This window comes from Micromonospora sp. DT81.3 (genome assembly GCF_049847225.1).
Taxonomy (GTDB): domain Bacteria; phylum Actinomycetota; class Actinomycetes; order Actinomycetales; family Microbacteriaceae; genus Microbacterium.
On record NZ_JBNCNY010000008.1, the window covers coordinates 22,793 to 36,711 of the forward strand.

Consider the following 13,919-nt stretch of genomic DNA (forward strand, 5'->3'; position numbering starts at 1 on the left):
CGCCTCCCGAGCACGTCGCCGTAGGCTGAGCGCATGCACGGCGAATACAAGGTCCCCGGCGGCAAGCTGGTCGTCGTCGACCTCGAGGTCGAGGAAGGCCGCATCGCCGACTTCCACCTCGCGGGCGACTTCTTCTTGGAGCCCGACACCGCTCTCGACGCGATCGACGCCGCCGTGACGGGCCTTCCGGTCGAGGCGGATGCCGCGGCCATCGCCGCGGCGGTGCGCGGCGCTCTCCCCGATGGGGCGCAGCTGCTCGGCTTCACTCCCGAGTCCGTCGGAACGGCCGTGCGCCGCGCCCTCGTCACGGCGCCTGGATGGCGGGACTTCGAGTGGGAGGTCGTCCACGAGAAGGCCGTGTCGCCGCGCATGAACCTCGCGCTCGACGAGGTGCTCACCGCCCGGGTGGGCGACGGGCGGCGGCGCCCGACCCTCCGTCTCTGGGAATGGGACGAGTCGGCCGTGGTGATCGGATCTTTCCAGTCGTATCGCAACGAGGTCGACCCGGATGGCGCATCCCGGCACGGCTTCGATGTCGTCCGCCGCATCTCCGGAGGGGGGGCGATGATGATGGCCGCCGGTCAGATCATCACGTACTCGCTCTATGTGCCGGCATCCCTCGTCGCGGGCATGACCTTCGCCGACTCCTATGCCTTCCTGGACGACTGGGTGCTGCAGGCGCTGCGCTCGCTGGGCATCGAGGCCACGTACCAGCCGCTGAACGACATCGCGAGCCCGACCGGGAAGATCGGCGGCGCGGCGCAGAAGCGCCTGGCCAACGGCGGGGTGCTGCACCATGCGACCCTCAGCTACGACATCGACGGCGAGGTGATGACCGAGGTGCTGCGCATCGGCCGGGAGAAGCTCAGTGACAAGGGCACCACCTCGGCGGCGAAGCGCGTCGATCCCCTCCGCAGCCAGACCGGCCTGCCTCGCGAGCAGATCATCCAGCGATTCATCGAGACCTTCTCCCGCCTGTACGGCGCCGAGCCGGGGCGTATCACCGAGGAGGAATACGCCGAGGCGGAGGCGCTGGTCGCGGCGAAGTTCGCGACGGTCGAGTGGCTGCGCCGCGTGCCGTGAGCGGGCCGCCAGGTGGCCGCGTCCGGATCCACGAGGGCGACAACCTCGAGATCATCCGCACGTTCGAGGACGCCTCGTTCACGCTTGTCTACCTCGATCCGCCGTTCAACACCGGGCGGGTGCAGGCCCGTCAGGTCGAGTCGGCTCGGTCGGCCGGTCCCGGCCCGGTCGCCGACGCCACCATCCGGCGCGGGTTCCACGGTCGCGAATACGAGCGGCTGAGAGGGGACCTCCGCACCTTCGACGACCGGTTCGACGACTACTGGGCCTTCCTCGAGCCTCGCCTGCTCGAAGCGTGGCGCCTGCTCGCTCCGGACGGGACGCTCTACCTCCACCTCGACTACCGCGAGGCGCACTACGCCAAGGTCCTGCTCGACGCGATGTTCGGGCGGGCGTGCTTCCTGAACGAACTCATCTGGGCGTACGACTACGGGGCGAAGACCCGCAGGCGGTGGCCCACCAAGCACGACACGATCCTCGTCTACGTCAAGGATCCCGACCGGTACTGGTTCGACTCCGATGCCGTGGACCGCGAGCCGTACATGGCACCCGGACTCGTGACGCCCGAAAAGGCCGAGCGCGGCAAGCTGCCGACGGACGTCTGGTGGCACACCATCGTCCCGACCACGGGGCGCGAGAAGACCGGATATCCGACGCAGAAGCCGGAGGGCATCCTGCGCCGGATCATCCAGGCCTCCACCCGGCCAGGCGATCGCGTGCTCGACTTCTTCGCGGGCAGCGGGACGACCGGCGCGGTCGCTGCGGCGCTCGGGCGCGACGCGGTGCTCGTCGACGACAACCCCGAGGCGATCGCGGTCATGAGGGCGCGGATGCCGGCAGCGACGGCGTCTCCGGTGCCGGCTGGAACCCAGGCTCGCATCGGCGCAGACTAAGTCCCACGCGGCGCGCGATCATACCCGCGGTCCAGTGGCCTCACAAGACTGTTGGAAATTCACGGCGGATGCATATTCTTTCCTCATCCCCCGCCGCTTCGAGTGGTGGGGTGTGCCTTGCTGTATCCGCATGCCCATCCCACAAGGAGCCCCATGAGTCTCACCCGCAGCCGTCTGTCTCGAGTCGTGGTTGCGGGGGTGACGCTCTCCGGATTGCTGGTTGCCGGCGGCGTACCCGCATTCGCGCAGGACCAGCGATCCCTCGCCGCCGCCCCGGACGAAGGTCCGTCGTCGAGGTTCCAGCAGTCGCCCACGCGTGGCCCTGTCGGCACGGAAGTCCGCCCGATGAGCGTCGGCGCAGACGGGCGTGTGACGGTCGTCGTCGAGATGGAGGGCGACCCCGTCGCCGTCGTCCAGGCCGAGAAGGGCAGCGAGCTGACGACCGCCGAGCGCGAATCGATCAAGAGCACGCTCAAGAAGGCGCAGGATGCCATCGCGGGGTCGATCGAAGGCAGCGGCGGCACGATCGAAGCCCGCATGCAGTCGGCCTACAACGGCATTCAGGCCTCCATCCCGGTAGAGCAGGTCGACGCGATCGAAGCGCTGCCCAACGTGGTCGCGGTGCACCCCGTCAAGAAGTACTCCCTCGACAACGCGGTCTCCGTGCCGTTCCTCGGCGTGCCCCAGGTCTGGCAGGACACCGGATACACCGGCGAGAACGTCAAGATCGGCATCATCGACACCGGCATCGACTACACCCACGCCAACTTCGCCGGCCCCGGTACGCCGGAGGCGTGGACAGCGGCCAACGCAGCGGAGGCGGACCCCGCCGATCCGGCGTACTTCGGACCCGAAGCGCCCCGCATCAAGGGCGGCTACGACTTCGTCGGCGACGCGTACAACGCCGATGACGACGCCAGTGTGCCGATGCCCGACCCCAACCCGCTCGACTGCAACGGGCACGGCAGCCATGTGGCCGGCACAGCCGCCGGCAACGGCGTCGCTGCCGACGGCACGGCCTACACGGGCCCCTACGACGCGTCCACCCCGTCGACGCCGTTCGACATCGGTCCCGGCGTCGCGCCGCAGGCGGACCTCTACGCGCTCCGGGTCTTCGGCTGCGCCGGCTCGACGAACGTCGTCGTGCCCGCCATCGACTGGGCCGTCGACAACGGGATGGACGTTCTCAACATGTCCCTCGGCTCGCCCTACGCTCAGGCCGGCGACCCGGACGAGGTAGCGGTCTCCAACGCGGTCGGCGCGGGTGTCGTGGTCGTCCGGTCCGCGGGCAACGAGGGTCCGAGCCCCTATCTCGCCGGGAACGGCGATGGCGTGATCACGGTCGCGGCTGTGGACAGCACCGAGAGCTTCCCTGGTGCCGAGATCACCGTCGACGGTGTGGCCATCCCCGCGATCAACGCCAACGGCGCGGACCTCGCCGGCCTGCCCGAGATGACGGTCGTCCGTCTCGCCGACAACCCCGCGACCGCCGAAGAGGACGAGTCGCTCGGCTGCTCCACGGCGGCGTACAAGTTCGCCGGGGTCGTGCCCGGGGGCAACCAGCTGGCCGTCTCCACCCGTGGCCTCTGCGCCCGCGTGGCGAAGGCGATCTTCGCCCAGCAGGCGGGCGCTGCCGCGGCGGTCATGATCAACACGAGCGACGACTACCCGCCGTTCGAGGGCCCGATCACGTCCAACCCCGACGATGGGAAGGAGTACACGGTCACCATCCCGTTCCTCGGCGTCAAGCAGTCCGATGGGCCGAAGCTCGTGGACGGCGAGACCGCCTCCATCGCCGCTGCGGCTCTGCAGAACCCCGGGTTCCGCGGCTACGCGTCGTTCAGCTCCAGCGGCCCCCGCAGCGGTGACAGCGCGATCGGCGTGGATGTCGCGGCTCCGGGTGTCTCCATCGTCTCTACCGGCGTCGGGACCGGCAACGGCCCCGGAACCAACTCGGGAACGTCGATGGCTGCTCCGCACGTCGCGGGAGTCGCCGCGCTGAGCGTCCAGGCGCACCCGAGTTGGAAGGCAAGCGAGGTCGCCGCGGCGGTGGTCTCGACGGCCGACCCCGAGAAGGTCGCGGGCCAGAACGGCGTGCGCGGCGGAGTAGGCCTTGTCGATGCCGCACAGGCGGTGGCCGCCCAGGTGACCGCGACGGGTGACGCATTCCGCACCGAGAGCGGATGGCTTCGCGAGCCGGCGCTCAGCTTCGGCTTCCAGGAGTCGTCCTTCGCGTTCGGCGGAGTGAAGACGATCACCGTGACCAACTACGGCGACAAAGCCGTCACCTACAGCGTGACCTCCGCGCCGTCGGCTCAGTCGGAGAAGGCGAAGATCGTGCTCAGCCGGAGCAAGGTCACGGTGCCGGCCGGTGGTACGGCCAAGGTCGTGGTGGCGCTCGGCGCCACCACCAGCGCGGTGGGCTCGTCGACGGCTGGACCGGATCAGTTCTCGTTCTACGAGTTCTCGGGCGACATCGTCCTGAAGTCCTCCGCCGACACGCTGCGCGTGCCGTACCTGCTCGTGCCCCGCTCGACCAGTCGCGTCGCAGTCGCCGGCGGCAGCCCGCTGATCAAAGACGCCTCGGTCACCGACGGAGAGAAGTCCATCAAGCTGAAGAACCCTCTCGGGGCTCTCGCAGCGGACGCGGACTTCTACACGTGGGGTCTGAGCGACGAGAAGGACGTGACCGAGTCGATCGTCGACACCGGGTACGACGTGCGTGCCGCGGGCGTGCAGTCCTTCGCCGACGGCGAGGACCAGTTCCTCGTTTTCGCGATCAACACGCACAACCGCTGGTCGAATGCGGCGAGCAACCAGTTCGACGTGATCGTCGACACGAACGGCGACGGGAAGCCCGACTGGATCGTCTTCTCGGCGGATGCCGGACTCGTCACGGCCGGGTCCGCGAACGGCATCTCGCAGGTGTTCGAGTACGAGGTTGCCACAGAAAACACCTACGCCTCGGGCTTCCTCGCGTCTGCGCCGACCGACAGCAGCACGATCCTGCTGCCGCTGTACGCCAGCGACCTCGGCATCACGGCGGAGAACGCGACGTTCCGCTACACCGTGGAGAGCTTCTCTTCGGTGAACGACGGGGAGGACGCGATCGATGGCATGGCGACCTACAACCCGTGGGCGCCGGCGCTGAGCAACGGCCAGTTCGTCACGGTGCCCCGCAACGGCACTGTCTCCGTGCCGGTCACGGTGGATGCGGACGAGTTCGCTGCCCAGAAGCCGCTCGGAGTCATGGCTGTCGTTCTGGACAACGCGTCGGGCGGAGAGGCCCTGCTGGTCAAGGCCCAGTAGCCGCTGCTGCGACGAAGGTGGCGTTCCGCTTCTGCGGGGCGCCACCTTCGTCCGTGCGAAGCGGATGCCGCGTCCCGGTCGCGACTCCCCTTCAGCGTTCGCAGAGCTTCGGCGAGTCCGTCGAACCGAAGCGATAGTCGTACGTCTCCCCGTCCACGCGCACGATGACCCGCATGCCGTCGACCAGCGCCTGCGTGTAGGAGGCGCCCGGTTTCGGGCAGCCCAGTGCGCCGTTGTTCCAGGTCACCGCCTTCGCCGAGACGAGTTCGGGGGCGCCGGTCACGTCCCTGGCGATCAGATCCGCCACGATGGCGTCCCAGCGGGCCGGAGGCACGTCGGTGGGTGCTCCGGATGCCGAGACGGGTCCGGGCGTCGTGGTGAGGAACGGCGGCCGTGTCGATGCCTCGGTCGAATCGTCCATGGAATCCCCGGAACACGCGGTGAGAGAGAGAAGGAGGAACGCGGCGGCGGCGATGTGTAACCGAGACATCCGACTCCCCTTGGTCGGCTTCAGCCTAGGGCGCGGCGCTCCGAGTTGACTGGGAAACGCTTGCCCCTGAGGAGCCGTGTAGCCGATCACCGACCCTAGGCTTGCACCATGCGATTCGGTGTATTCATTCCCCAGGGCTGGCGTTTCGATCTCGTGGGCATCGAGCCCGCTCGGCAGTGGGAGGTCATGAACGGGCTCGCCCAGCGTGCCGACTCCGGAGCATGGGAGTCGCTGTGGGTTTACGACCACTTCCACACGACCCCCGTGCCCAGCGACGAGGCCACGCACGAGGCGTGGACCCTCATGGCCGCGTTCGCGGCATCCACCTCCCGAGTGCGGCTGGGTCAGATGTGCACGTGCATGGGCTACCGCAACCCGGCGTACCTCGCCAAGGTGGCCGCGACGGTCGACATCGTCTCGGGCGGCCGGGTGGAGATGGGCATCGGCGGCGGCTGGTACGAACACGAGTGGCGCGCCTACGGGTACGGCTTCCCGCCGATCCCCGACCGCCTCGCCAAGCTGCGCGAGGGTGTGGAGATCATGGACCAGGCCTGGACCACGGGTCGGGCGACCCTCGACGGCAAGCACTACCAGGTGGACGGCGCCATCGTTCAGCCCCGCCCGCTGCAGGACGGCATCCCGTTCTGGATCGCCGGAGGCGGCGAGAAGGTGACGCTCAAGGTCGCGGCGAAGTACGCCGCCTACACGAACTTCGCCGGCTCGCTCGAGGAGTTCGACCACAAGAGCGATGTGCTGCGCGGACACTGCGACGACCTCGGCCGTGACTTCGCGAGCATCACGCGCTCGTCCAACTTCAACACGATCATCGGCGACACCGAGGCGGAGGTGCGCGAGCGCATCGCCGCGCTGCGCGCGCGGGTGCTGCCCTTCGTCGGCGAGGACCGGGCCGACGCCATCGCGCGCGACTTCGAGGGGTCCGACGCGGTCGGCACGCCCGACCGCGTCGTGGAACGGCTGTCGGAGCGCGCGAAGCACGGGCTGGGCTACGCCATCCACTACTTCCCTGACTCCGCCTACGACACCTCGAGCCAGGAGCTGTTCGAGAGCAGGGTGATCCCCGCGCTCGCCTGAAGGCGGTCGCCGGGTTCGCTCTAGAGGAGCGCGGCGACTTCGGCGTAGCCGTCGGGGATCGTGTCGGGAGCGGATGGCGGGCCGCCGAACACGCGCGTCGTGCCCGGATTCTTCGACCACGCCGGCCAGCCGGGGTCTCCCGTGCGCACGAAGGCGACGGCCGAGCCGTGTACCGCGTCCGCGAGGGCGGGAGGCGGGTCCTCGCCGGCGATCCTGTCCACGCGCTCGGCGTCGAGGTGGTCGAAGAAGAAGGGCACGTCGAGGCAGTGGCACGACCACCCCTTCGTCGGGGACACCCACGAGAACCGGTACACCCAGGTGGGCGCCGGCCCGCGGGCGGCGGCGACCCGGGCGACGAGCGTGCGGAAGATCCGGTCGGTGGCGTAATGCCCAAGCACGGCGGCGGTGCCCTTGCGGCGCACGTCGCGGTTCGCCTTGAGGTAGGGGCGCCGCTGCGGACCGCGCAGCCCGATCACGCGACCGAGGGCGAGCCCGGCCGGCACGAAGCGCAGCTTGCCGCGGTAGCCGTCGGTCGCCATCGTGAACTCGTCGTCGGTAGCGCCGAGCACGAGCAGCTTGTCGGCACCGACGCCCGCTGCGATCGCCTCCACCGTCGTGTCGGTCAGCAGCTCACCATCGAGCACGGGTCCGTGCGACAGCCCGAGGCCGAGCACGCCGCGGAGCCGGTCGATCTGGCTCGCTCCCTCGGGGTACGTCGCATCTTCGCGCGTGTGGTTGATCTTTCCCGGAGTCAGCGTGCCGAAGCCCTCGCTCGTCGGCGCCACGCCCGTGAGCGCCGCCAGACGTTCGGAGATGCCTCGCGCACGCTCGAGCGGCACGTCGGCGGCCGCCCCCGACATGCACCACGCCGCCCGGAACAGATGCTGAGCGGCGGGCATGCCGAGCAGCCGGAGCACGGCGCCCCCGCCGGCTGATTGGCCGGCGATGGTGACCCGGTCCGGATCTCCGCCGAAGGCGCGGATGTTCTCGCGCACCCACTCCAGCGCCAGCAGCCAGTCGAGCACGCCCCGGTTGGCCGGGGCGTCCTCGATGTATCCGAAGCCGGTGAAGCCGAGGCGGTAGGAGACGGTCACGGTGACGACCCCGTCGCGGTTGAACGCGGCTCCGTCGTACCACGGGCTCGCCGGCGATCCCGAGAAGTACGCGCCGCCGTGGATGTAGACGAGCACCGGCAGCGCGGCATCCGGGGTCGGCGATGGCGAGAAGACGTTGACGTTGAGGGTGGAGTCCCCCTTGACCGACGGCTCCGGGATGAGGGTGGTCCCCCCGTCGCCGCCGCGCTGGGGTGTGGCGCCCATCGTGGTCGCCTCGAGCACTCCCTTCCACGCCCGCTGTGGAACCGGGGCGGCGAACCGCAGGGCGCCCACGGGCGGCTCCGCGAACGGGATGCCGAGAAACGCTGCCGAGCCGCCGCGCCAGAACCCGCGCACCGACCCGGCGGCGGTGTGCACGACGGAACCGCTGGCGTCACCGATGTGTGCGTCGGTCATCGATTCCTCCTTGAGAGGACAGTCGTACGGTTCCATCGTGCCGGGCGCGACCCGATATACCGAATCTCGTTCAGTCGGACCCGCTGTTCGTGTCCGACTGAACGCGGGGGCTCGGTCCCTGGGCATCCCCTCCTCCCGTCGCCTCCCGCGCGCCCCGAGCTTCGGAGAATGTCATGTACTTCCGACGATTCCTGCCGAATCGTCCGAAGTTCGCGCGATTCTCCGAAGTTGGCGACATCTGCGCAGCGCGAGAGGCCCGGCTCCAGCGCCGCGCCATACCGCCGGGCATGATGGAGACATGCCCGCACCCTCCGCCCTTGTCGTGATGGGGGTCTCCGGCTCCGGCAAGTCAACGATCGCCGCCGCCCTCGCTCAGCGCCTCGGCGCGATCTTCCTGGACGCCGACGACCTGCACTCCGACGATGCTCGCGAGAAGATGGCGGCCGGCATCCCGCTCACCGACGAGGATCGGGCCCCGTGGCTGAAGCGTGTGGCGGAGCACATCGACCACCCCGAAGGCGATGCAGCGAACGCATCGCCGCTCGACCCCGGTTCGAACCCGCGCCGGGTCGTGATGGCGTGCTCGTCGCTGCGCCGTGCCTACCGCGACGCGCTGCGCCGGGATGCCGGAACACCCCTCTTCTTCGTGCACCTGCACGGCGAGCCGGCCGTCCTCGCCGCCCGCATGCATGCCCGCGCCGACCACTTCATGCCGCCGGCGCTGCTCGAGTCGCAACTCGCGACGCTCGAGCCGCTCACGCCCGACGAGGCAGGCGTCGTCGTGGACATCGCCCAGGCTCCCGATGAGATCGTCGACGAGGTGCTGGCAGGACTGCCGGCCTGAGCCCCGGTCGGCGCCGGCGACCGGCCGGGACTCTGACGGGATCCTGCCCCCCCGCCGCCGCTCACGCGTCGCGGCGCGCACCCTCCGATGGACGGACGGTGAAGATGGTGGGGGCCGTGAAGCCGGATGCCGCGAACGCGGCCGTCACGGCCGCTCCGACATCCGCCGTCTTCTCGTCGTCGATCAGCGCGATCGCGGCACCGCCGAAGCCGCCTCCGGTCATGCGGGCTCCGATGGCTCCATTCGCCAGCGCGGTCTCGACCGCGAGGTCGAGCTCCGGCACCGAGATCTCGAAGTCGTCCCGCATCGACGCGTGCGACGCGACCAGCAGCTCGCCGATGGCCCGCGGGCCGGCGGAGCGCAGCGTCCAGACGGTGTCGAGCACGCGCTGGTTCTCAGTCACGATGTGCCGCACGCGGCGGAAGGTCACATCATCCAGCACCTGCTCCGCGCGGGGCAGGTCCTCGACCGTGACATCGCGCAGCGACGAGACGCCGAGCCCGGCGGCGCCGGCCTCGCAGGACTCCCGGCGCTCCCGGTATCCGCCGGTCGCGTGGGAGTGCTCGACGTTCGTGTCCATGACGAGCAGCGTGAGCCCGGCGGGGCCGAAGCCCAGCTCGATCGAGTCGGTCTCGAGGGTTCGGCAGTCGAGGAAGGTCGCCGCATCGGCCACGCCGAGCATCGAGGCCATCTGATCCATGATCCCGGTCGGCGCCCCGACGGCGTCGTTCTCGGCCGTGCGCCCCACGCGAGCGAGTTCGACGCGGGAGAGCCCGGCGTCCCACTCGTCGTTGAGGGCCGACGCGACAGAGCCCTCGATGGCGGCGGAGGACGAGAGCCCCGCGCCCACGGGCACATCCGAGGCGATCGCGATGTCGACGCCGAAGGTCTCGGCGTCCGGCGCCGCCCGCCGCAGCGCCCACGCGACGCCGAGCGGGTACGCCGCCCAATCGAGCCCCCCGCGCGCGATGGCGTCGTCGAGCTCACCCAGGGAGACCTGAACGGGCTCCTCGGCGAAGGTCGACATCACACGGATCACGTCGTCTTCGCGCCGCGCAACGGCGGCCGCGGTGCGGTGCTCGATGGCGAACGGCAGCACGAAGCCCTCGTTGTAGTCGGTGTGCTCGCCGATGAGGTTCACGCGGCCGGGGGCCGACCAGACTCCGTCGGCCTCGTGGCCGGTCACCTCGCGCAGCAGCGCCGTCGCGGCATCCTGGGCGGTCATGCGGGCACCACCTCTCGCAGGCGCGCGGCCTGGGTCTCGGGGGCGACGTCGGCGATCCACGCGCCCATCGCGGCTTCGGAGCCAGCGAGGAATTTCAGCTTGTCCGCCGCCCGGCGGGGCGAGGTCAGCTGCAGGTTCAGGCGGGCCGTGTCGCGTCCGGCGTTCACCGGCGCCTGATGCCACGCCGCGATGTAGGGAGTGGGGGTGTCGTAGAGGGCGTCGATGCCCTTCAGCAGTCGCAGGTAGAGAGGCGCCAGCTCGTCGCGTTCCTCCGCCGTGGTGGCGGCGAAGTCGGGCACATGGCGGTGGGGGAGCAGGTGCACCTCGAGCGGCCAGCGAGCCGCGAACGGCACGAACGCCGTCCAGTGCTCACCGCTCAGGATGACGCGCTCCGAGTCGCGCTCGAACGCGAGGATGTCGGCGAACAGCTCGGGTCCGTACGCGTCGATCGAGGCGAGCAGGCGCTGAGTGCGTGGCGTGACGTAGGGATAGGCATAGATCTGACCGTGCGGGTGGGGCAGGGTCACACCGATGGCCTCGCCACGGTTCTCGAACGGGAAGACCTGCTCGACGCCGGGAAGGGCCTGCAGGGCACTGGTACGGTCCGCCCACGCCTCGATCACCGTGCGGGCGCGGGTCTGCGTGAGACCGCCGAACGATCCCTCGTGCTCGGGGCTGAAGCACACCACCTCGCACCGGCCGACGGACGTGCGGGAGCGCCCCAGGCCGAGGGTGCCGAGGTCGTCGAGTCCGAGGGGCGGGTCGGATGCGGCGGGGGCGCCCTCGTGCTCGTGGATCAGGGCGGGGCCGAACGACGGCGACTTGTTCTCGAACACGGCGACGTCGTACAGGGCCGGGATCTCGGAGGGGTTGGCCGGCGACTGCGGGGCGAGGGGATCCAGGTGCGCCGGCGGCAGGAACGCGCGGTTCTGCCTAGCCGCCGCGATCGACACCCAGTCGCCCGTGAGCACGTCTTGGCGCATCGTCGCCGTCGCCGGGCGCGGGTCGAGTGTCCGCTGGTCGACGGCGCGCACCTCGCCGAGCGTGGTGTCGGGGTCGTCGTAGTAGACGAGCTCACGGCCGTCGGCGAGGCGCGTGGGGCGCTTCACGACTCCCGCGCCGAGGGCGATGGCAGTGTTCACGGAGACCTCCATGTCGTGCTCCGTCCCCGGCGCGGCGATGCGGGAGACCGGAGCGAGCGTGTTTACGTCAACATGCAGACTAGCGCGTCGCCGTGATAACGTCAACATGCCGTCGGGAGGAGGTGGACGTGGACGAATCGATTCTGGGACGAGGGCGCGCATCGATGGCGGATGTCGCGGCCCTCGCGGGAGTGTCCGGCCAGACCGTCTCCCGGGTCGCGAACCGTCATCCTCGAGTGGATGCCACCACCCGCGCCCGCGTGGAGGCCGCGATGGCGGAACTCGGGTATCGGCCGCACCGCGCGGCCCGCGCGCTGCGCACCGGCCGCAGCCAGAGCATCGGCGTCGTGGTCGCGACCCTCGCCACGGTGGGCAACACCCGGATGCTCGAAGCGGTGTCGGCCGCGGCATCCACCAAGGGGTATGCGCTGGTCGTCGTCTCGCCCACCGATCGCTCGGGGCTCGACGGGGCGTTCACGACGCTGCGCGACCAGGGCGTCGACGGCGCGATCGTGCTGAATGAGGCGACGGCGCTCGCCCGGGGCGCCGAGCTGCCGCGCGCGCTCGACCTCGTCGTGGTCGATTCGCCGCCGGACGAGCGGTTCGCCGTCGTCGAGTCCGACCATGCCGGGGGTGCGCATATCGCGACGGCGCATCTGCTGGCGCTCGGCCACCCGACGGTGTGGCACCTCGGTGGGCCGGAGACGTCGTACGCCGCGGCCGAGCGCGAGGCCGGCTGGCGTGCGGCGCTCGAAGAGGCGGGGATCGTGGCACCCCCAGTGATCCGAGGCGACTGGAGTGCGGCATCCGGCCACGTCGCGGGGCTGGAACTCGCCCCTCGACCAGACGTGTCGGCGCTGTTCGTCGCGAACGATCAGATGGCCCTCGGACTACTGCGAGCCCTGCACGGCGAGGGGCGGTCCGTGCCGGGCGAGGTCAGCGTGATCGGTTTCGACGACGTGGCGGATGCCGCGGACTACACACCACCGCTGACGACCGTACGGCAGGACTTCGACACTCTGGGGCAGCGTGCCGTGGAGGCGCTGGTCGCCCGCATCGAGGGAGGTCCGATTGCGGAACCGGCCCAGGGCGAGGAGCCCGCGGTGCTCCCGCCGCTGTGGCGGGACGTCGTGCCGACCCGGCTCGTGGTGCGCGAAAGCACCGGCCCGGCCGCTAGCGTGGCACCGTGACCCGTACCGTCGTCATCGCCCCGGATTCCTTCAAAGGCACCATCGCCGCGGCCGATGCCGCGGAGGCGATCGCCGCCGGCTGGCGGCAGGAGCGCCCAGACGACGACATCCGCCTGCTTCCCATGGCCGACGGTGGCGAGGGGACGCTGGAGGCGTTCGCCACCGCGGTGCCCGACGCCGAACGGGTGCCCGTGACGGTGGTCGGGCCCGCCGATCGGGAGGTCGAGACGTTCTGGCTGCGGCTGCCCGCCTCCGACGATGCACCCGGCGGAACCGCGATCGTCGAGCTGGGCGCCACGAGCGGCATCGAGCTGCTCACCGAGCTTCGGCCGCTGGCGGCTCACACCTTCGGTCTGGGTCAGGCGATCGCCGCGGCCCTCGAGGCGGGCGTCTCGCGGATCGTCGTCGGCCTCGGCTCCTCCGCCTCCACGGATGGCGGCACAGGGATGCTGCGCGCGCTCGGCGCGCGAGTGCTGGATGCCGCCGGAGCCGAGGTTCCCCTCGGCGGTGCGGGCCTGGCGTCGGCGGCCTCGGTCTCCGGCCTCCCCGCGCTTCCGTCCGGTGGCGTGCGGGCGCTGAGCGACGTGACCAACCCGCTGCTCGGGCGGCGCGGCGCCGCCGCGGTGTTCGGTCCGCAGAAGGGCGCCACCCCCGACGACGTCGCGGCGCTCGATGCCGCCCTGGCGAAGCTGGCGGCGCTGCTGCCGGAGGTCGACCCCCTCACTCCGGGCGCCGGCGCCGCCGGCGGAACGGGCTTCGGCCTGCTCGCCTGGGGCGCGACCCTCGAACCCGGCTCGGTGGCGGTGGCCGAGCTTCTCGGGCTGCCGGCGGCCGCGGTGGCGGCATCCGTCGTCGTCACCGGCGAGGGCTCGTTCGACGGCCAGTCCGCGGCGGGCAAGGTCCCGGCTCACGTCGCCGAGGCCGCGGGCCCGACGCCCGTCGCGCTGGTTGCGGGGCGCATCACCCCGGATGCCGACACCTCCGCCTTCGCGGCGTCGCTCTCCCTCACCGACCTCGCCGGCTCGCCGGAGGCGGCCATGAAGGACCCCGCCACCTGGCTCTGGGAGGCCGGCCGCCGCTTCGCCCGCGACCTCGGCTGACCCGTCCTCGGCGCATCTGTAGCAGCCGCGAGCCGTTCAC

11 protein-coding genes are annotated in these 13,919 nt (G+C 70.8%); 7 read left to right on the plus strand and 4 right to left on the minus strand.

Annotation, left to right across the window (positions count from 1 at the left end; genetic code table 11):
- The first annotated feature begins 33 nt into the window (after positions 1-33).
- The 3 genes from ACPW96_RS16955 to ACPW96_RS16965 all read left to right on the plus strand — a co-directional run bounded on the left by ACPW96_RS16955 (position 34) and on the right by ACPW96_RS16965 (position 5,285).
- Entirely contained in the window at positions 34-1,083 is a 1,050-nt protein-coding gene (locus tag ACPW96_RS16955; RefSeq protein ID WP_425884480.1) for a lipoate--protein ligase family protein, read from the plus strand.
- On the plus strand, positions 1,080-1,976 hold the full coding sequence (locus ACPW96_RS16960; RefSeq protein WP_425822945.1) for a DNA-methyltransferase: 897 nt from the start codon (positions 1,080-1,082) through the stop codon (positions 1,974-1,976). The genes ACPW96_RS16955 and ACPW96_RS16960 overlap by 4 nt, the downstream gene beginning before the upstream one ends.
- Before the next feature lie 153 nt (positions 1,977-2,129).
- Entirely contained in the window at positions 2,130-5,285 is a 3,156-nt protein-coding gene (locus ACPW96_RS16965; RefSeq protein ID WP_425884481.1) for a S8 family peptidase, read from the plus strand.
- Between the two features lie 91 nt (positions 5,286-5,376).
- Here the strand turns inward: ACPW96_RS16965 and ACPW96_RS16970 are convergent, their stop codons facing one another.
- Positions 5,377-5,775 (minus strand): hypothetical protein, encoded by a 399-nt coding sequence (locus ACPW96_RS16970; RefSeq protein WP_425884482.1) that lies wholly within the window; start codon positions 5,773-5,775, stop codon positions 5,377-5,379.
- A gap of 108 nt (positions 5,776-5,883) precedes the next feature.
- Here ACPW96_RS16970 and ACPW96_RS16975 point away from each other — a divergent pair, with 108 nt between their 5' ends.
- Positions 5,884-6,867, plus strand: coding sequence for an LLM class F420-dependent oxidoreductase (locus ACPW96_RS16975; protein WP_425822951.1), 984 nt, complete (start codon positions 5,884-5,886; stop codon positions 6,865-6,867).
- 20 nt (positions 6,868-6,887) lie between these two features.
- Here ACPW96_RS16975 and ACPW96_RS16980 read toward each other — a convergent pair whose 3' ends face one another.
- Positions 6,888-8,378, minus strand: a complete 1,491-nt coding sequence (locus ACPW96_RS16980) for a carboxylesterase/lipase family protein (RefSeq protein WP_425884483.1) — start codon at positions 8,376-8,378, stop codon at positions 6,888-6,890.
- A 298-nt stretch (positions 8,379-8,676) separates the two neighbouring features.
- Here ACPW96_RS16980 and ACPW96_RS16985 point away from each other — a divergent pair, with 298 nt between their 5' ends.
- Positions 8,677-9,222, plus strand: a complete 546-nt coding sequence (locus ACPW96_RS16985) for a gluconokinase (RefSeq protein WP_425884484.1) — start codon at positions 8,677-8,679, stop codon at positions 9,220-9,222.
- Positions 9,223-9,283: 61 nt separating this feature from the next.
- Here the strand turns inward: ACPW96_RS16985 and galK are convergent, their stop codons facing one another.
- On the minus strand, positions 9,284-10,447 hold the full coding sequence (gene galK, locus ACPW96_RS16990) for a galactokinase (protein WP_425884485.1): 1,164 nt from the start codon (positions 10,445-10,447) through the stop codon (positions 9,284-9,286).
- Complete coding sequence (gene galT, locus ACPW96_RS16995) at positions 10,444-11,601, minus strand: galactose-1-phosphate uridylyltransferase (protein WP_425884486.1); 1,158 nt, start codon at positions 11,599-11,601, stop codon at positions 10,444-10,446. Before galT ends, galK begins: the two co-directional genes overlap by 4 nt.
- A gap of 116 nt (positions 11,602-11,717) precedes the next feature.
- On the opposite strand from galT, the gene ACPW96_RS17000 reads away from it, so the two are divergent.
- Both ACPW96_RS17000 and ACPW96_RS17005 read left to right on the plus strand, forming a co-directional pair.
- On the plus strand, positions 11,718-12,779 hold the full coding sequence (locus tag ACPW96_RS17000; RefSeq protein WP_425884487.1) for a LacI family DNA-binding transcriptional regulator: 1,062 nt from the start codon (positions 11,718-11,720) through the stop codon (positions 12,777-12,779).
- A complete protein-coding gene (locus ACPW96_RS17005; protein WP_425884488.1) occupies positions 12,776-13,879 on the plus strand; it encodes a glycerate kinase in 1,104 nt (367 codons plus the stop codon). Before ACPW96_RS17000 ends, ACPW96_RS17005 begins: the two co-directional genes overlap by 4 nt.
- Positions 13,880-13,919: the final 40 nt, after the last annotated feature.

Coding starts and splice junctions, on each gene's coding strand:
- ACPW96_RS16985 (WP_425884484.1), top strand. CDS start 8,677: ATGCCCGCACCCTCCGCCCTTGTCGTGATGGGGGTCTCCGGCTCCGGC.
- ACPW96_RS16975 (WP_425822951.1), top strand. CDS start 5,884: ATGCGATTCGGTGTATTCATTCCCCAGGGCTGGCGTTTCGATCTCGTG.
- ACPW96_RS16980 (WP_425884483.1), bottom strand. CDS start 8,378: ATGACCGACGCACACATCGGTGACGCCAGCGGTTCCGTCGTGCACACC.
- galT (WP_425884486.1), bottom strand. CDS start 11,601: ATGGAGGTCTCCGTGAACACTGCCATCGCCCTCGGCGCGGGAGTCGTG.
- ACPW96_RS16965 (WP_425884481.1), top strand. CDS start 2,130: ATGAGTCTCACCCGCAGCCGTCTGTCTCGAGTCGTGGTTGCGGGGGTG.
- ACPW96_RS16970 (WP_425884482.1), bottom strand. CDS start 5,775: ATGTCTCGGTTACACATCGCCGCCGCCGCGTTCCTCCTTCTCTCTCTC.
- ACPW96_RS16955 (WP_425884480.1), top strand. CDS start 34: ATGCACGGCGAATACAAGGTCCCCGGCGGCAAGCTGGTCGTCGTCGAC.
- galK (WP_425884485.1), bottom strand. CDS start 10,447: ATGACCGCCCAGGATGCCGCGACGGCGCTGCTGCGCGAGGTGACCGGC.